The organism is Flavobacterium artemisiae (genome assembly GCF_042678225.1).
Classification (GTDB): Bacteria; Bacteroidota; Bacteroidia; order Flavobacteriales; family Flavobacteriaceae; genus Flavobacterium; species Flavobacterium artemisiae.
On the sequence record NZ_JBHUDZ010000018.1, the window covers coordinates 894399 to 914091 of the forward strand.

Sequence of the window (19693 nt, forward strand, 5' to 3'; positions counted from 1 at the left end):
ACTGATAATCAACCAATTACAATGCAAATATAAAACTATTTTTGAATAATGATAAAGTCTGAACGTCTATTTAGAAGATGCTCCTCTTCTGTACATTTTACACCATTTTTACATTTATTGATTAAACGGGTTTCTCCGTAACCAATGGCGCTTTCAATTCGAGAAGCATCGATTCCTTGAGAAAGAATATAATCTCTGGTAGATTTTGCTCTGTTATCTGAAAGTTTTAAGTTGTAAGCATCTTTTCCGCGAGAATCGGTATGAGATTCAATTTTGATTCTGATGTTTGGAAACTTCTGCATGATGAAAACTACTTTAGATAATTCTTCGATTGCTTTTGGCGTTATATCGAATTTATCATAGTCAAAATAAATAGGGTTTACATCTACTTTCTCTACACCTTGTTTTTTGACAACTAAATCGTCATAATTGCTAAGCTCAAAATTGACATCTTTGATTTCTCCTGCATTTTCTCCAGTTGTTTCGACAGTTTTATCATCACTGCTATAGTTTATCTTTGCGGCAATCATTTTAACTACTTTATTACAAGGAACTTCAATTGCATATTTTCCTTCATAATTGGTTTTGGTTTCTCCTAAAACTTCACTAAAAGAGTTGTACGCCATGATCGTAACATCTGGCAAAGGTTTTTTGCTTTTATGATCGATTGCCATACCAGAAATACTTTGATTGCAGACTGGTTTTCCTTTTACAAAGGAATAAATATCATCATCCCCTTTTCCTCCTGCTCTATTTGAAGAGAAATAACCGTAAGCATTTGATTTGTCTAGGATGAAAGAAAAGTCATCTTTGTTGCTGTTGATCGGTGCCCCAAGATTTTTTGGAGTCGAAAAACTGCCGTCTGATTGAAATTTACTCTCATAAACATCCAAATCTCCCCAGCCGTAATGTCCGTCAGAAGAAAAATATAATACTCCGTTTTGATAAAATGGAAAGACTTCGTTACCAATTGTATTGATTTTTGGTCCCAAATTCTGCGGTGAACTCATAGTTCCATCGCTTGCAATTCTTACCATGTACAAATCGGTTTCTCCATAACCTCCCGGCATATCTGATGCAAAGAAAAGCCACTGTCCGTCTTCACTTAATGATGGATGACCAACTGAATAATCATCGCTGTCAAAAAATACTTTCTGCGGATTTTCCAACTTGTTATTGACAATTGATCCTTTAATGATCTGGAAATTATTCACTTTTGCTTCGTCAACAACCAATTTATTTTTCTTTACAATGTTTGTTGAATAGTAAATTGTTTTTCCTTCTTTATCAAAACTTGCTGTTGCTTCGTGGTATTTGGTCATTACATTTGGCAGAAAAACGGTTTCGTTAAACAAACTTCCGTCAGCAGGATTTCTCTCTGCGAAATACAGATTTAAAAACGGCTGATTGTTCCAAGTGTACAATTTGTCACTGAATTTTGTTGTATCGCGAGCTGATGTAAATACAATATTATCTTTAAAGAAAGTTGCTCCAAAATCTGATTTACTGGTGTTGATGTCTAAATTTTTAATTGTATAAAGTGGTTTTGCTTTTGCCACACTATCCATATACTTTTTCTGATAGACATATCGATTAATTTCAGTTTTGTCTCCTTTTTTATCCAGATATTCTTTTGTGATTTTATCCGCTTCATCATAATCCATAACGGCTTTCATAGATTGGATATAGCGCAGATAATAAATATCAGTTAAATTGTTTCCTTGAACTTCGTAAAGTTTTCTGTACCATTTTAGTGCATTTCTAGAATCCGAAATAAAATAATAGGAATCTGCAGCGTTCTTCAGGGTCTGAGCCGATGGATCTTTTATGTGCTCTAAAATTTCTTCATAAGCTTTTGAAGCATCCAAGTAGGCGTAGTTTCTAAACAAAGCATCCGCTTTCTTTAGGTTTGTTTTTTGAGCGTAACTAAATGTTACGCTCAAAATTAAACATAGGATATATAGTTTTCTCATGAGTTTTATTTTTAGAAGAATCGAGGGGATTTAATTTTACTTTGATTTTTCACAAATTGATAACGCAAGATGATTTCGTGAGAACCATCATTGTATTTGTTTAATTCGCTTACCGTGTAATCAAATGCATATCCGAGATAAAAACTTGGCGAGATTTGAAAACCTGCCAGTATACTCACAGAATCATCTGTTCGGTATGCTCCCCCAATAACAAACTTTTCCTGAATCATAAAATTTGCCGATACATCTGCAGAAATTGGTGCTCCAGTTACTGCTTTTACTAAAAATGCTGGTTTAAATTTCAAATTTGGATTCAAATCAAAAACATAACCTCCCATTAAAAAGTAGTGCATACGATCATAATCTATAGATTCCTGAACATCGTCATAATAATCATTTTGAATAAAGCTTGGAACAGAAAGTCCTACGTACCATTTGTCTGTGTAGTAGTAAATTCCGGCTCCGACTGCCAATTTCATTTGATTATCAATATTCTGATTTAATAAAACGTCATTATTATCATAGTATCTTCCTTTTGACCAATCTATGTTTAGCATTCTCATACCTGCTTTTAAACCAAAAGCCAAGCGTTTTTCATAACCTAGTGGTATTGAATAAGAGAAATTTCCATCAAGATACAGCTCGTTAGAAGGCCCTATTTTATCATTTACAACGCTCAATCCTAATCCTACTTTTTCATTTCGAAGAGGTGAATGAATAGAGAATGATTGTGTCTGTGGTGCTCCAGAGATTCCAACCCATTGAGAACGATGTAAAAGTGTTGCCTCTATGGTTCCGGTAGACCCAGCATAAGCTGGGTTTATCGCCATAGTATTGTACATATACTGCGTATATTGCGGATCCTGTTGTGCTGTGGCACAAACCGAGATAAAAGAACATATTAAAATGAAATATGTTTCTAATGATTTTATATATAGTTTCATAACGATACTTATTTAGTTTAATTAATTAGATGATTAATAGAGGCTTATCTCATAATAGATAACCAGCCTTTTTTAACCGTTCCATCTCCAATGGTAATCACATAAAAATAAGTACCTGTTGGCAGCATATCTCCTCTATTCACAACTCCAGATACATTTGCAGTTCCGTTCCAATCATTTTCATAATGTATTTTACTGTACACTAATGCTCCGTATCTGTTAAATACTTTTAGCTCATTATTTGGATAAGATTCAATACAATCAATTCTAAACAGATCGTTTGCTCCATCATTATTTGGTGTAAACTCATTGTAAACTGTTAAACAAATTGGCTCTAGAGTAACTGAAGCCGAATTGTTGGTCGTATCAACATCTAAAGGAGTAGAAATCTCAACAGTTGCAACACTTGTATAGTTACCGCTTGGCAATACTTCTGCCACAATAGTCAGGATTACACTTTGACCAGCGTTTAATGTTGGGATTGTCCAAAGTTGTGTAGCTGGATCATAAGTACCTGTAGATGTAGATGAACTTACTAATTGTAAACCGCTAGGAAGTAAATCGCTAACTATTGTATTAATAAAATCACCTTCTCCAACGTTGTTTACTGTGATCGTAAATGTTACTTTATCTCCAAAATTTGGCGTTGGATTGTCAACTGTATGCGTAATTGTTATGTCTGAACAGCTTGACACGCTTACATTAAGAGATTTTACTGTTCTTTCATCACAATTATTCAAATAAACTACCTCAACTTTTCCTGGACCAATATCTGACCAAGAAACTGTTACAGATCCGTCAGCATTTCCACCTCCAGAAATAATCGTTCCTCCAGTGATTGTCCATAGATAATTTGATTTCCCGTTTGCAATTGAATAGGTTACTCCTTTGAAAACGCAAGGCGTATCGTCTGTTGTTGCCAATTGAACTGCAGCATCATTTTCAAATGAAACTGTAATTGCTAACCTTGGTCCGTTGTCACAGCCATTTGTCGTATTATTTAGTGCTCCTGCGTAATAAGTTGTTGCAGTAAGCAGTGTATTCGGAGCCAAAGGCGTTCCTCCAGTTGCTGTTGTATACCAAAGTACATTAGGTTCATTAACTAAAATGTTAAGCAATGTCGGAGAAGCAGACAAACAGAATGACTGTGCTGGTCTTGGCGTTGTTATTACTGCTGGTGTATTTACATTTACCACAACTGCTAAACGAACAGGGTTTTCACATCCAATTCCACTTGAAACTACACCATAATAAGTGCCTGTTGTCAATGCTGTTGTTGGTGCTAATGCAGTGCCGCCTGTTGCTGTAGTATACCAGATTACATTTGCTTCATTTACTTGAATATTAGCCACAGTTGGATTATTCAATGTACAGAAATTCTGAGTTGCATTATTCGTAGTCGGTGTTGCACTAGGATCTCCCACTGTAACTGTCACTTGCAAACGAGTTGTGCTTTCGCATCCTGTTGCTGTATCAATTATATTTCCGAAATAAACCCCAGAAGTTAATGCTGTAGTTGCTGGAATCGCTGTTCCGCCTGTAGCAGCAGTATACCAAGTTACATTTCCTTCATTTACTTGAATATTTGCAAATGTTGGTGCATTTGTTGAACAGAAACTTTGATTTGCATTGTTCGTAGTTGGGTTAATTGTATTTCCTACTGTAACCGCAACTTGCAATCTTACACTGCTTTCACAGCCTGTTGCCGGATCTTTTATTGCTCCATAATAAGTTGCTGTTGTTAATGCTGTCGTAGCAGCCAACGCTGTTCCGCCTGTTGGAGTTGTATACCAAACTACATTACTTTCGTTAACTTGAATATTTGCAACTGTTGGGTTTGTTCCTGAACAGAATGTTTGTGCTGCAGAAGTTGTTGTTGGTGTAGCTGGATCGCTCACAATTACATCAACTGTTAATCTTACTGCACTTTCACAACCCGTTGCTGGATCTAAAACTGCTACGAAATATTGTCCTGTTGTTAATGGTGTAGTTGAAGGAATTGCTGTTCCGCCAGTTAAAGCTGTGTACCAAACAATATTTGCCTGATTAAATTGAATACTTGCAAATGTTGGTGCATTTACTGTACAGAAGTTTTGTGTTCCAGCTGTTACCAATGTTGGTGTTCCTGGATCACTCACAATAACATCAACTGTTAATCTTGTCGCGCTCTCACAACCTGTTCCTGCATCTGTTAATGCCGCATAGTAAGTACCGCTTGTTAAAGCTGTTGTCGACGCTATAACTGTTCCGCCTGTTAAAGCAGTGTACCAAACAATATTAGTTTGATTAAATTGAACACTTGCAAATGTCGGTGTGTTTACCGTACAGAAGTTTTGTGTTCCGGCTGTTACCAATGTTGGTGTACCTGGATCATTTACAATAACATCAACTGTTAATCTTACTGAACTCTCACAACCCGTAGCCGGATCTGAAATTGCTGCAAAATATTGTCCTGTTGTCAAGGCTGTTGTAGATGGAATCAATGTTCCGCCTGTTGCAGCAGTATACCAAACAATATTAGTTTGGGTAGTCTGAATACTCGCGAATGTTGGTGCATCTTCTAAACAGAAGTTTTGTGTTCCTGCCGTTACCAATGTTGGTGTTCCCGGATCGCTCACAATTACATCAACTGTTAATCTTGTCGCACTTTCACAACCTGTAGCAGGATCTGAAATTGCTGCGAAGTATTGTCCTGTTGTTAATGCTGTAGTTGAAGGAATTGCTGTTCCGCCAGTTAAAGCTGTGTACCAAACAATATTTGCCTGATTAAATTGAATACTTGCAAATGTTGGTGCATTTACTGTACAGAAGTTTTGAGTTCCTGCTGTTACCAATGTTGGTGTTCCTGGATCACTCACAATAACATCAACTGTTAATCTTGTCGCGCTCTCACATCCTGTTCCTGCATCTGTCAATGCTGCATAATAGGTACCGCTTGTTAAAGCTGTTGTCGGTGCTATAACTGTTCCGCCTGTTAAAGCAGTGTACCAAACAATATTCGTTTGATTGAATTGAACACTTGCAAATGTCGGTGCATTTACCGTACAGAAGTTTTGTGTTCCTGCCGTTACCAATGTCGGTGTTCCCGGATCGTTTACAATTACATCAACTGTTAATCTTGTCGCACTTTCACAACCCGTCGCTGGATCTGAAATTGCTGCAAAATATTGTCCTGTTGTCAAGGCTGTTGTTGAAGGAATAGCTGTTCCACCTGTTAAAGCAGTATACCAAACAATATTTGCCTGATTAAATTGAATACTCGCAAATGTTGGTGCATCTTCTAAACAGAAGTTTTGTGTTCCTGCCGTTACCAATGTTGGTGTTCCCGGGTCGCTCACAATTACATCAACTGTTAATCTTACTGCACTTTCACAACCCGTTGCCGGATCTAAAATCGCTGCAAAATACTGTCCTGTAGTTAACGCTGTTGTTGAAGGAATTGCTGTTCCGCCAGTCAAAGCTGTGTACCAAACAATATTTGCCTGATTAAATTGAATACTTGCAAATGTTGGTGCGTTTACCGTACAGAAGTTTTGAGTTCCTGCTGTTACCAATGTTGGTGTTCCTGGATCACTCACAATAACATCAACTGTTAATCTTGTCGCGCTTTCACATCCTGTTCCTGCATCTGTCAATGCTGCATAATAGGTACCGCTTGTTAACGCTGTTGTTGGCGCTATAACTGTTCCGCCAGTTAAAGCCGTGTACCAAACAATATTTGTTTGATTAAATTGAATACTTGCAAATGTTGGTGCGTTTACTGTACAGAAGTTTTGTGTTCCGGCTGTTACCAATGTTGGTGTGCCTGGATCATTTACAATAACATCAACTGTTAATCTTACTGCGCTCTCACAACCCGTTGCTGGATCTGAAATTGCTGCAAAATATTGTCCTGTTGTCAAAGCTGTTGTTGAAGGAATTGCTGTTCCGCCAGTTAAAGCTGTGTACCAAACAATATTTGCCTGATTAAATTGAATACTAGCAAATGTTGGTGCATCTTCTAAACAGAAGTTTTGTGTTCCTGCCGTTACCAATGTTGGTGTTCCCGGATCGCTCACAATTACATCTACTGTTAATCTTACTGCACTCTCACAGCCTGTTGCAGGATCTAAAATCGCCGCAAAATATTGTCCTGTAGTTAACGCTGTAGTTGAAGGAATTCCTGTTCCGCCAGTCAAAGCTGTGTACCAAACAATATTTGCCTGATTAAATTGAATAATTGCAAATGTTGGTGCATTTACTGTACAGAAGTTTTGTGTTCCCGCTGTTACCAATGTTGGTGTTCCTGGATCATTTACAATAACTGTGACTTCTAATCTAACTGAGCTTTCACAACCTGTAGCTAAATCACCTGATACGGCATAATAAACACCACTTGTTAATGCTGTTGTTGCTGGAATTACAGTACCGCCAGTTGCAGCAGTGTACCAAACAATATTGGCTCCATTAACTTGAATACTAGCAAATGTTGGCGCATCTTCTAAACAGAAGTTTTGAGTTCCAGGCGTAACTAAAGTTGGTGTATCTGGATCACTAATTATAATTACTGCATCTTGTAATGTTCCTGCAAGATTTTCACAAGTATTTGTACTTGAAACAGCTACATAATACGTAATCGGACTCATCGCTTTGGTTAATCCAACTGCTGTTAAAGCGCCTGCAGCACTAATTGTATAAGTAACACCGCTTATTACAGCGCCGTTTGTAATTGGCTGCGTTTTGTTTGCATCCAAATACCAAGTAAATACTGGCGTGGTCAATGTTGGTGCCGTTGGTGTTAATGTTGCTGGCACACTATGACAGCTAACTAAATCATCAACTAAAATATCATTTCCTGTTGAAGGAGGTAAGATCGTGAACGTAATTTGTTTTCTATCTGCTGCTGCAGTTTCACAAAATTGATCTGAACTAACTCCTACAAAATAAGTATATGTTCCAGGTGCCAATCCGTTTACGATTAATTGTGAAGTATTTTCTCCTGCAATTAATTGGCTTGTACTTCCGTTAAAACTATACCAATAATAAATTGGATTCGTTAAAACTGGAGTTCCACTTAGAGAAGTAGCCAAAGTAACTGTTCCCGAAGCTGAACAAATCGAAGTTGTTGTTCCTCCATTTAAAGTAATATCTGTTAAAGCATTTGTCGGTGCAGAAGCTTTAACCTCAACTGTAACTTCACCTCTTGCAAAAGTTTCACATCCATAACGCACTGGCTGTACATAATATTTATAGATACCTGAGGCTAAATTTGCCGGCACTGTAAAGTCTTTACCTGTTGCTAGAGCAGTTCCTCCAGTTGGTGCATCATACCAAATATAGGTTGAACAGGCCGTTTCGGGTATTTGAAGCGAAATGGTGGTTCCCGGACAAACTACAATTTTGTTGGTAGGATCAGCTCCAATAACGGTTGTATTGGCGCTTCTTTCAACAGTGTGTACTCTTAGGAATTCCAATACACCTGCAACTCCTCCAAAACGAATTCTTACTCTATCGTAAACTTCTGTTGGAGAAGAAACTAATGCTACTGCCATAGTATTTCCAGGCAATAATCTTAAACTTAATAATGTACTTGTATTTTGAATAGGTGCACCAACCGGTACATTTCCTAAATAACGCTGAATTGAAAATCCTGTAAGCAGATTGACATCTAAAAGAGTTGCTGGTTTTGAAATCACAATTCTTAAAGTATCACTTACCACAGAAACAGTTTTAAATTGAACCGTTAAATCTGCTTCGGCTAAAACTCCTGCACCGCTGTACATTGTAGCAAAAGTTGTAATATCATTGTCTGCAACGTTGAATGCGTCACTTACTCCAACTAGAGCAGTCGCAGCTCCAATACCGATATCTGTAGCTCCATAAAATACATCTTCTATATCACTTCCATTACAAGTAATAGTCGTAACAGGCTTTTTATAATAAGCATCAAATACTTTTACATTTTGCCCTACACTTACAAGAGAAGCAGACTGAACTCTAATTCCGTCATAATCTTGTGGCCCTGCAGCATTCGAAGGCACAAAAGTAAATTCATAAGTATTATCTCCTGAAATTAAATTTAATAACGAACCAGATACAGACTGCATCGTTCCGATATCAACTCCTGCTTTAGTTCCAATTACTGATAAATTTTGTCCAACAGCCAATAAGCTGTATTCTGAACCTAATTTTACAGTTACTGGAGTTCCTTTTACAATATTAGCCGACCAAGTTAAATTCTGCCATGTAGTGCCAATTCCTAAAAGTCCCACTCCTGTATTTATAGTAGAATAGGTTTGTGGATTTCCATCAACTGCATTTGCAGGATCAGAAACACCTCCAGTAATAATTGATCCTGTAGTTTGTGCTGTCGCATATGCTCTTTCTGTCAAAGATTGACAGTTAGTCAAATCAATAACATTGATAACTTTTGTTGCTGTAGCAGTACAAGTACCAAGAGTAGCAACTGCAGTATAAGTATAAACTCCAGGAGTATTTAATATACCCGTTGTAAAAGTTGGTCCAGCCAAAGCATTACCTTGAGGATCAAACCAAGTAATTGTTCCATTAGAAGTAGCTGTTAATGTAACATTTGTACCTATATTAACAGATTCTTGCGGATTAGTTACAGTCAAAGTTGGTAAAGGATTAATTGTAACAGTGACTGATTGTCTAACAGAAGGACATGTAACTCCATTTCCTTGTGCTTCAATAGAATAAACACCTCCAACTGTTATATTAGCTGCTTCAGCTGCTGTAATTTCAGTATTTGATGAATTAAAAAATCTATAAGTTGTGTTTCCTGTATTATCAAAATTCGTAATTGCATTAGTTAAATTCGCACTTCCGCAGCCTGCTAATGTTGAATTAACTGTTAAAACTGTAGTCGTTGGGAAAGTAACAGTAACTTCTTTTAATGTACCATTTGCATTTTCACATGTTGCTGTTCCTGAAACAGATATATAATAGGTAAATGGTGTGTTTGTCGCACTTAAACCTGATATTGATAGGGCTCCAGTTGTTGGATTTTTAGAAAAAACTGCATTAGGCTGACCCGCAACTGAACTTCCTGTAATCTCTACCGCTTTATTTGCATCTATATAATATCTATATTGCGCTCCAACTATAGTTGAAGTTGGCGCTAAAATCGTTGTGCCATCACAAGCCGATTCTATTGGACTAGCAATTACTATATCAGCACTTGTAGCCAACGGATTTACTGTAACAGTAACTGGTTGGCGTGCACTATTTTCACAGGTACCTCTAGAAGCATCTAAATAGTAAATTGTAGTAGCAATTAAAGCTGGCGTCGTATAATTTGCTGTAGCAGAAAGTTGTGTACCTCCACTAGGTGAGTCGTACCATGCAAATGTTTCACCCACCGCTGTAGAACTAGCCGTTAAAGCAGTAGACTGTCCAGCACAAAGTGCAGTACCATTTCCAGTAATAGTGGCATCTTTAAATCTAAATGATGCACCATAAATATTTAACTGTCTCAAAGCTGTTACAATACCACCTAATCTTACTTGAACTCCTGTAAAATTAGCTCCTGCTGCAAAACTAGCTCTGAAACGATTTCCTCCTAAAAGCTGCACATTAGCAAGCGAGTTAATCGAAACACCATCAGTATTGTCAGTGGCTCCATTATAACTTTGCAAAGTAATATAAGAAAGCGCACTAATATCTAATAAACCTGTAGGAAGTCCCAATTCAACCTCGATAATATCTCCCGCCAAACCTGCAGTCGCAAAATCAAGTTTTTGCTGTACATAACCTCCTAGACCAACTGGTACTGCAAGAGTTGTGGCTGTGTTATTATCTCCGTCTACAGAGAATGTTTCTGTTCCTGTCACGGCTCCACACAAGACACACAATAATCCATCATTTGATATGGTTTGATTATTGGCCTGTAAGCAAGTCGTAATAGGTTTATTTACAATTACTGTAATAGATGTTCTTGCAGCACTTACACAGCCTGAAGCATTTCTAGCTTCAATATAATAAGTTGTATTAGCTGTTAAAGCTGGTGTGGTATAATTTGTACTTGACGTAAGCAAAGTACCACCTGTTGCTGCAGTATACCAATCATAAGTAATACCTACGACAGGATTAGAAACCTGTAAAACAACCGTTTGACCAGATTGAATTGTAACAGTTGGTGAAGTAACGGTCGGAGCAGCTGGTAACGGACTCACATTTAAATTGACTTGAGTACGTGCACTAATACAGCTTCCAATAACAGCTTCTACATAATAACTTGTATTAGCTGAAAGGACTGGAGTTGTAAATGATGTTCCTGTAAATACTAGATTTCCGCCAGTAGCAGCATCATACCAATTGTAATCTGTTCCTGCAACTGGTGTCTGTACTGTAATTGTCGAAGTTTGTCCGCTGCACAAATTTGATGGAACTGCTGTTAAAACTGGTGCAACTGGTGTAACAACCGGAACTAAAACTGGCTGTCTTTCACTGTTTACACAACCATTTCTTGTTACTTGAAGATAATATGTAGTATCAGCAGTCAATAACGGAGTTGCGTAAGTTGCTGTACTCGCCAAAAGAGTTCCTCCTGTTGGTGCATCATACCATGCTGCAGTTTCTCCTACCGCAAGTCCTGCTGTCAAAGTAGCAGATGTACCAGTACAAATAGGATCATTGCCAGTAATTGCTGCTGCTTTATATCTATAAGAAGCTTGATAAATATCTAAACTTGTTAGTAATGTTGCAAGACCTCCTAATCGTACTTCAACGCGATCAAAGTTTGCACCGGCTGTAACACTAGCTCTAAAACGGTTACCTCCTAATAATTGAACATTCAATAAATTATTAATAGAAGTTCTATCATTATTAAAAGTTGCACCATTATAGGTAGCAAGACTGATATAACTTAAAGCTGAAATATTTAAAACACCCGCTGGCAATTCTAACTCAACATCTACAATATCTCCTGCTTTTCCGGGATTATTAAACTGTAAAGTCTGCTGTACCCAGCCGTTAATTAAACCAACCGGAACAGTCAATCTGGCAGCTGTAGCAATATTTCCATCAACAGATAAGTCTGGATTGGTAGAACTACACAAAAGACAAAGTCCGTTAAGCAATGTCTGTTGACTATTAGCCTGCAAACATCCGCCTAAAGGAGTCGTAATAACATTTACTAAAACAGGAACTCTAGACGTGCTCACACAAGCACCCGTAGCACTTTGAGTTTCTACGTAATATGTTTTTGATGCTGTTAATATAGGTGTCGTAAAAGTTGGTGTATTTGTTGCAATGGCTGTACCACCCGTAGCGACTTCATACCAATTTATAGTTGCTCCCGCTTCAGAAGTCGAGGCACTTAAAGTAGCATTTTGACCTGATTGAATAGTAACACTCTGTGTTAAAACCGTCGGTGCCGCCGGAACTGGGTTTGAAATAACATTAACCTGTGTTCGCGTCGGACTTATACAGCCCCCAATCACAGCTTCTACATAAAAAGTAGTTGTTCCCAACGGAACAGTTGGAGAGTAAGATGTTCCTGTTGCTAAGGAAGTTCCTCCGCTAGCAACGGAATACCAATTATATGTTGTACCTGGTATCGGATTAATCAAAGATAAAGTTGTGGACTGCGTTGGCGTAGCCGAACACAAAGCGGTGCCGGTATTACTTACAGCCGGAGCTACAGGATTAGATACATTTAATACTACTGGAACTCTTTCGTTACTTTCACATCCTACAGCACGCGTAACACCAATATAATAAGTAGTATTAGCAGTTAAAGCAGGAGTCGTATAAGTATTTCCATTTGCTAAAGGTGTAGTTGAAGTTGCAGAACTATACCAAGCTAATGTTGTACCTATTGAAGGTACTGCAGTTAAAGTCGCTGTACTTCCAGAACAAACCGTTTGATTTAAACCGCCTGTTACTGTAGGTCTTGCAAACTCAAGTCTCACATCATAAATTCTAAACTCAGTTAGTGCCGTAACAGCGCCACCGAGATTAAACTGAATTTCATTTGCCGCTGCGGGCAATGTCAATCTCAAAACCCCTACAGCGTTGCCAGGAAGTAATGCTAAATTTAATAATGGACTATTGACAGCCAAACTCGACCCTACATTAGTTCCGTTAAGTTTTGCTTGCAGACTTGCTGTCGAAAGCAAAGACAAATTAAGCAATCCCGGTCCACTGCCGATGTACAAAACCACTTGATCACCCGCCTGAGCTGTCTGACTAAATCTCATCGTTTCTTCTACCGTACACAATACACCTACAAGCGTATTTAAAGAAGCATAGGTAGTTAAACTAGGATCATTGTCATAAGCTGCCGCTGGGCCGGTTAAGGTAGCGCCAATACATGCCAAACCAGTAATACTGTTAGTATTAGATACTGGTCGACAAAAAGTCTGAGCAAAATTTTTATTACAAATAAGCAATAAAAATAATAGTCCTAATAATCTCTTGTGAATCGTGAGATCATAAAAAGTAAAATTTTTTTTCATAATTTGGAAGATTAGAAAATGGACAATAAAACACCTCTTGCAATAGGCGAAATGCCTACGCAATTAAACAATCAATTAAAAATCAAACAGTTAATTTTTAGATTAAAAAACTCAAGATGATTAAGTTTTTAATCTACACATCAATAAAAATTATGTTGTATTGGGCATATCGAAATATACCAAAGAACAAAAACGATCTCGAAGAGAAAGAAACTGTTCTATCTTTTGTGAGGAAAAAAGAGTATTAACTATTTTTCCTGAGGAGTGATTTGCTGCAGGTATAATTTTCATAATGAAAATTTTTAGTTAAAGTAGAATCGGGGGATTAATTCTATCTTAATATATAGAAATTCAAAATTTTACAGAAGGTTGATTATTCCTTTTATAAAAACTACTTAAATCAGATAATGTATTTAAGATAAATTGAATTTGATTATTTTATTAAAAAATAAAAGTATACTGTCTTTAACAATCACCTCGTGGTGGTGATGAAAAAGACAGTATACCATTATATAGATATTTATCAATAAAATTTAATACGGAGAAAAGCTTAAACTTATTCTTTGGATGAAGTAAGCTTAAAAGAATAAAATATAAAGCTAAAATAAAATGAACAACTAAAGTAAACTTGATGAAGAAAGTAATTGTCAATTCCATACGCAGACTTATTAAGTTATTATATAATTTTCAATATTAAAATTTCAAAAACATAATAACACAAAATCTGATTTAGAATAAAATGTGTAATTGTAAATATGTTTTTGGATCTAACAAAAGAAAACTTTGTTTAACTTTTGTATTCTAAAATTAGAAAAAACAAAAACACAAAACAACTATAAAATTCTTATATTTTTCATTTTAACACTTTCGCCAGCCCAGCAATATTCCGAAAACACCAGAAAAACCTGCAAGTTTTAACACAATTCACAATCGAATTTAACGTTAAACAAAAATTGCAGAAACTATGTTAAATATCAAAAAATACAGAATAAACTTACTTTTTATCAAAAAACAGAAAAAAAATTGTCCGCAATTCGTACCAAATGAAAAATAAAACTTACAAAAATTTAATTTTGGAAAATTTTTAGAGCATTCTAAAAAAATGCGTAGAAATACGGGGTGCCAAATTTTGAAAAAATTAGACAAATGTTAAAAAAATAAAAAAAAGACAAACAATTAGAAACCAATCGTTTGTCTTTAAAAAATCTTATCTTAACAACTTATGACTCAATAATGGTGTTAATTTGAGTAAAAAGCTGACCATCGCTTAAAAAAGCACCTTGTTTGATCAATTCGAAGATGGAAATATTTCGTTCTTCAGTAAAAACTTTCTTTCCAACTTTCATTTCAATATTTTCAGTAAACATATTATCGCTCAACCACTGTAATCCTTCTTTTGTCAAGAAATCAACCTCAGGCGAAAATGATTTCAATACTATAGATTGTACATAAGTATCAAAACAATGAAATAGAAAAATATGGTTTTTAGAAAAATGTTCCAGAAATTCAGCTCTAGACAAAACACCTTCCCAAATTAAATCCGAAAAAACATCCAATTCCTGTTCAGCAACTTCAGGTTTATTTACCTTTAGTTCGTCCCATTCTTTCTTATCAATTGTTTGTGTTGCCAAAAAGCTTGCAAATTCAGCATGCAGTTCATCAAACTGCTCTTTAGTTAATCTTGCGTATTTCATTTTAGTTCTTGCTTTATATATTTCGCATAAGCATTAAAAAAATACTCAAGCGAATGACTTACTATATTTAGTAAACAAAAAAATCCCGATTTTCATCGGGATTTTAGTTAGATTCGATAATTATTACTTTTCAGCAACAATTTCGTATGGTAATTCAACGATAACATCTCTGTGTAAACGGATGCTTGCATTGTATTTTCCTGTACGTTTAACGATACCGCTTGTGATGAATTTTCTATCGATAGCGTTACCAGATTTCTCTAATGCCTCAGCAATATCGATATTAGTAACAGAACCAAATAATTTTTCTCCACCAGCTTTAGCAGTAATTTTAATTTCAAGAGCTTTAAGCGCTTCTGCAGTTGCTTTTGCATCAGCAACAACTTTAGCTTCTTTGTGAGCTCTTTGTTTTAAATTTTCAGCTAAAACTTTTTTAGCAGAAGGAGTTGCTAATACTGCAAATCCTTGAGGAATTAAAAAGTTACGTCCGTAACCTGGTTTTACAGATACTACATCATCTTTAAATCCTAAGTTTTGTACGTCTTGTTTTAAAATAAGTTCCATGTTGTTGTCCTTATATTTTAGAAGTTAGGTTCTGCTTTAACAGAAACCAGCGACTAGAGTTTTTAATTATTTTAATAAATCGGCCACGTATGGCATTAAAGCTAAGTGACGAGCTCTTTTTACAGCTACAGAAACTTTTCTTTGGTATTTTAATGAAGTTCCTGTTAAACGACGTGGAAGAATTTTTCCTTGTTCGTTAACGAATTTCAATAAGAAATCAGCATCTTTATAATCGATATATTTGATTCCAGATTTTTTGAAACGGCAATACTTTTTAGTTTTGTTAGTTTCAATGTTTAAAGGCGTTAAATATCTGATATCTCCGTCTTTTTTTCCTTTTGCAGATTGCTCAATTGTAGACATAATAATTACGCTTTAGTAGATTTTAATTTAGCTCTTCTTCTCTCCGCCCATGAAATAGCATGTTTGTCTAAACTTACAGTTAAGAAACGCATAACTCTTTCATCACGTCTGAATTCAGTTTCAAAAGCTAAAAGAACTTCTCCAGCTACTTTGAATTCGAATAAATGGTAAAAACCACTTTTTTTGTTTTGGATTTCGTAAGCCATTTTTTTAAGACCCCAATCCTCTTTCGATACCATTTCAGCTCCTCTACTAGTAAGAAATTCTTCAAATTTCGTTACTGTTTCCTTCACCTGAACTTCAGATAAAACGGGATTTAAAATGAAAACAGTTTCATAATGATTCATAAATAAAAAATTTATTTGTTAAAATTGGGTGCAAAAGTAATCATTAAATTTAAATATCCAACAGTTTTCTGGTTTTATTCGTCGTAAAGCAAAAAATATTCGCTGATTTTAGTTTTTTTTCCAAAAAAACAATACATTTACTACTGCTATCCTGAATTTATTCTAAATGTAAATGTTATGAAACTAAACTGTGTTGTTGTAGATGATAGTTCTATACAAAGGACAATTATTGCCAAATTGGTAAATAATCACCCAGGCTTGCATTTAATCGGAGACTTTTCTAATGCAATTGAAGCAAAAAGCTGTATCTCTTTAAATAATATTGACTTAATATTTCTTGATATCGAAATGCCGGTTATCAATGGTTTTGATTTTCTTGACGGTTTAAAATCTAAACCGCAAATTATATTTATTACCTCTAAAGCAGAATATGCTTTAAAGGCTTTTGATTATGACGCTACCGACTATCTGCAAAAACCCATTGCTGTAGATCGTTTTAACGCTTCTGTCAAAAGGGCAATCGATATGCATCTCTTAAAAAAAGAAGTCAAAGAAGAAGAAGGCGAACATATTTTCATCAAAAGTAACTTAAAAAAACTCAAAATTTTTACCGCAAAAATCAAATGGATCGAAGCTTTTGGTGATTATGTCAGAGTAGTTACAGAAGACGACAGTAATCTGGTTCTTTCTACAATGAAATCTTTTGAAAATGATTTATCAAAAGACAAATTTATTCGCGTTCACAAATCGTATATTATTAATATTGATAAAGTTGAACGTTTTAACAGCAAATTTGCTGAAATCGGAATTACAAAAATACCTTTGAGCCGAAATAAAAAAGAAGATTTAGTAAAAGCACTTTCTACTTCATCTTAAATATTTTTAATAAAAATCTACATTAGTTATAACTTTTATAGCTCTGTATTGCGCAACAGCTTCAAAACTATTCAGCATTTTCTGAATAGTTTTTTTTGTGTTTCCTAAATGCTTATCATGCGGAATTTTGATCAAAATCGATCTGATATATTCGTTTCTAATTCTGCTTATTGCCGGTTCTTCTGGCCCCAAAACAGGCATACCAAGATTCTGATTCAAAACCTGATACAGCCACATCGAGCCTTCTTTCAATTTCTCATAATCCCGATGTTTAAGCGTGAGCTTAATAATCCTAAAATAGGGTGGATATTTATAAATCTGTCGGTCATACAATTGCTCTTTGTACATACCTGTATAATTATGATTGGTAACCTGCTGAATTGTATTATGATTTGGGTTATAAGTCTGAATAACAACTTTTCCTTGTTTCTCTGACCTTCCTGCCCTACCTGCTACCTGAGTCATCATTTGGTAACTTCTTTCAAAAGCTCTAAAATCAGGATGATGCAGCATATTATCGGCATTCATGATTCCTACCAGACTTACATTATCAAAATCCAAACCTTTGGCCAGCATTTGTGTACCCACCAAAATATCTACTTCCCTATTTTTAAAGGTGTCGATAATTTTTTCAAAACCAAATTTTCCGCGCGTAGTATCTTGATCCATCCTTGCTGTTTTAGCATTCGGAAAAATAGATCCTAATTCTTGCTCAATTTGTTCGGTTCCAAAGCCTTTTGTTGTCAAATCAATACTTGAACAACTATGACAGTTTGTTGGTTTTGCAATTGAATAACCACAGTAATGGCAGCGCAGTTGATTTTTATTTTTATGAAAAGTAAGACTCACATCGCACTGTTGGCAATGCGGTACATGACCACAAGTCAAACATTCTATAATTGGCGAATATCCTCTTCTGTTTTGAAACAAAATAACCTGTTCTCCCAATGACAATGCTTCGGCGATTTCTTCAATTAAAAGATCACTAAAATGCCCTGTCATACGTTTTCTAAAATGCTTGTCTTTTAAATCAACTAAAACAACTTCAGGCATTCGAACATTATTATAACGCTCCGAAAGTTCAACCAAACCGTATTTTCCGGCTTGTGCATTATAATAGGTTTCTAAGCTAGGTGTTGCTGATCCTAATAATACTTGCGCTTTATGAAAATTTGCCAAAACAATTGCAGCATCACGCGCATGGTATCTAGGCGCAGGATCGGTCTGCTTAAAAGTTTGCTCGTGCTCTTCATCAACAATCAACAATCCTAAATCGGAGAAAGGGAGAAACAATGCCGACCTTGCTCCTATTATAATCTGTGCTTTTGGAGAATTCTCCAAGGTTTGTTTCCACGCTTCCACCCTTTCATTATTACTGTATTTCGAATGAAAAACAGCAACTTTATCTCCAAAATGAAGACGAAGACGAGAAACCAACTGTGTTGTAAGCGCGATCTCAGGAAGCAAATACAAAACCTGCCTTCCTGTAACCAAATATTCTTCAATTAATTTGATATAAATCTCTGTTTTTCCACTCGAAGTTACACCATGAAGTAAGCAGACTTCTTTTGTAGAAAAACAATCTTTTATTTCTAAAAAAGCTTTTTCTTGTGCTGAACTTAATTGTAGTTCTTTTTCCGTTTTTTCTCCGGAAAAAGAAACACGATCATGCTGCAGAAAATATTCTTCAAAAATTTCTTTTTCGACTAATGCTTTTACAATGGCTGGAGAAACATTAGAAAATTCAGTTAACTTCTTAACCGTAATAGGCTTTTTCTCAGAAGCTTTTAATTGAAAAAAAGCTAAAACAATTTCTTTTTGCTTATTAGCACTTTTTAATTCTTCTAAAAGCGCTGCTAAACCGTTATCCGACTCATATTTCGAATGCAGTTTTACATATCGAATTAATTTCGGCTTATATGTTTCCTTGATTTCTTCTTCTAAAACAATGATGTCTTTTGCAATCATTTTTTGAAGAACAGGGAAAATATTTTTTTTGTTCAAAATCGAAATAATGTCCTGAACCTTCAAAGAACTCTGATGATGCAATGCTTCGTAAACCAAAAATTCATCATCCGAAAGTTCCGAATCATTAACTATTGTTTCTGGTTTATTTGAGATTACGGTTTCACTTTCTAACAACAAACCACTCGGAAATGCTCCTCTGTAAACATCACCAATACTACACATGTAATAGTTTGCAATCCAAAGCCAGTGTTTAATCTGAATTTCTGTTGCAATCGGCCTTTCATCCAAAATCTGATCAATCTCTTTTGCTTCGTACAAATTAGGTTCATTTTGGTGTATGTCTAAAACCAAAGCTGTGTACATTTTACTTTTCCCAAAAGGAACTACAACTCGCATTCCTTTTTTGATGAAATGAAATTCAGCTTCAGAAACACGATAGGTAAATGTTTTAGCTAATGAAAGTGGTAAAATGACCTCGATGAAATACATAAATTAGAACAGCCT

The 19693-nt window shown here is 35.7% G+C and carries 9 protein-coding genes; 1 reads left to right on the forward strand and 8 read right to left on the reverse strand.

The window, feature by feature from the left end; all coding sequences use genetic code 11:
- Positions 1–35: 35 nt before the first annotated feature.
- The 7 genes from ACFSC2_RS23735 to rpsF all read right to left on the reverse strand — a co-directional run bounded on the left by ACFSC2_RS23735 (position 36) and on the right by rpsF (position 16345).
- Positions 36–1973: an OmpA family protein gene (locus ACFSC2_RS23735; RefSeq protein WP_379813584.1), complete on the reverse strand. Its 1938-nt coding sequence runs from the start codon at positions 1971–1973 to the stop codon at positions 36–38.
- Between the two features lie 11 nt (positions 1974–1984).
- Positions 1985–2917: a PorP/SprF family type IX secretion system membrane protein gene (locus ACFSC2_RS23740; RefSeq protein WP_379813585.1), complete on the reverse strand. Its 933-nt coding sequence runs from the start codon at positions 2915–2917 to the stop codon at positions 1985–1987.
- A gap of 44 nt (positions 2918–2961) precedes the next feature.
- Complete coding sequence (locus ACFSC2_RS23745; protein ID WP_379813586.1) at positions 2962–13377, reverse strand: Ig-like domain-containing protein; 10416 nt, start codon at positions 13375–13377, stop codon at positions 2962–2964.
- Between the two features lie 1220 nt (positions 13378–14597).
- Positions 14598–15071: a DUF6495 family protein gene (locus ACFSC2_RS23750; RefSeq protein ID WP_379813587.1), complete on the reverse strand. Its 474-nt coding sequence runs from the start codon at positions 15069–15071 to the stop codon at positions 14598–14600.
- Between the two features lie 123 nt (positions 15072–15194).
- Positions 15195–15635, reverse strand: coding sequence for a 50S ribosomal protein L9 (gene rplI / locus ACFSC2_RS23755; RefSeq protein ID WP_379813588.1), 441 nt, complete (start codon positions 15633–15635; stop codon positions 15195–15197).
- 66 nt (positions 15636–15701) lie between these two features.
- Positions 15702–15998 (reverse strand): 30S ribosomal protein S18, encoded by a 297-nt coding sequence (gene rpsR / locus ACFSC2_RS23760; protein ID WP_002987043.1) that lies wholly within the window; start codon positions 15996–15998, stop codon positions 15702–15704.
- Between the two features lie 5 nt (positions 15999–16003).
- Complete coding sequence (gene rpsF, locus ACFSC2_RS23765) at positions 16004–16345, reverse strand: 30S ribosomal protein S6 (RefSeq protein WP_068842999.1); 342 nt, start codon at positions 16343–16345, stop codon at positions 16004–16006.
- Positions 16346–16522: 177 nt separating this feature from the next.
- Between rpsF and ACFSC2_RS23770 the strand changes: the two genes are divergently transcribed.
- Positions 16523–17221: a LytR/AlgR family response regulator transcription factor gene (locus ACFSC2_RS23770; protein ID WP_026729423.1), complete on the forward strand. Its 699-nt coding sequence runs from the start codon at positions 16523–16525 to the stop codon at positions 17219–17221.
- A 6-nt stretch (positions 17222–17227) separates the two neighbouring features.
- On the opposite strand, the gene priA is transcribed toward ACFSC2_RS23770, so the two are convergent.
- A complete protein-coding gene (priA, locus tag ACFSC2_RS23775) occupies positions 17228–19678 on the reverse strand; it encodes a replication restart helicase PriA (RefSeq protein ID WP_379813589.1) in 2451 nt (816 codons plus the stop codon).
- Between the last annotated feature and the right edge of the window lie 15 nt (positions 19679–19693).

Excerpts from the sequence above, each read along its gene's own strand:
- ACFSC2_RS23745 (WP_379813586.1), bottom strand. The coding sequence starts at position 13,377 with ATGAAAAAAAATTTTACTTTTTATGATCTCACGATTCACAAGAGATTA.
- ACFSC2_RS23735 (WP_379813584.1), bottom strand. The coding sequence starts at position 1,973 with ATGAGAAAACTATATATCCTATGTTTAATTTTGAGCGTAACATTTAGT.
- ACFSC2_RS23750 (WP_379813587.1), bottom strand. The coding sequence starts at position 15,071 with ATGAAATACGCAAGATTAACTAAAGAGCAGTTTGATGAACTGCATGCT.
- priA (WP_379813589.1), bottom strand. The coding sequence starts at position 19,678 with ATGTATTTCATCGAGGTCATTTTACCACTTTCATTAGCTAAAACATTT.
- rpsF (WP_068842999.1), bottom strand. The coding sequence starts at position 16,345 with ATGAATCATTATGAAACTGTTTTCATTTTAAATCCCGTTTTATCTGAA.
- rpsR (WP_002987043.1), bottom strand. The coding sequence starts at position 15,998 with ATGTCTACAATTGAGCAATCTGCAAAAGGAAAAAAAGACGGAGATATC.
- ACFSC2_RS23770 (WP_026729423.1), top strand. The coding sequence starts at position 16,523 with ATGAAACTAAACTGTGTTGTTGTAGATGATAGTTCTATACAAAGGACA.
- ACFSC2_RS23740 (WP_379813585.1), bottom strand. The coding sequence starts at position 2,917 with ATGAAACTATATATAAAATCATTAGAAACATATTTCATTTTAATATGT.
- rplI (WP_379813588.1), bottom strand. The coding sequence starts at position 15,635 with ATGGAACTTATTTTAAAACAAGACGTACAAAACTTAGGATTTAAAGAT.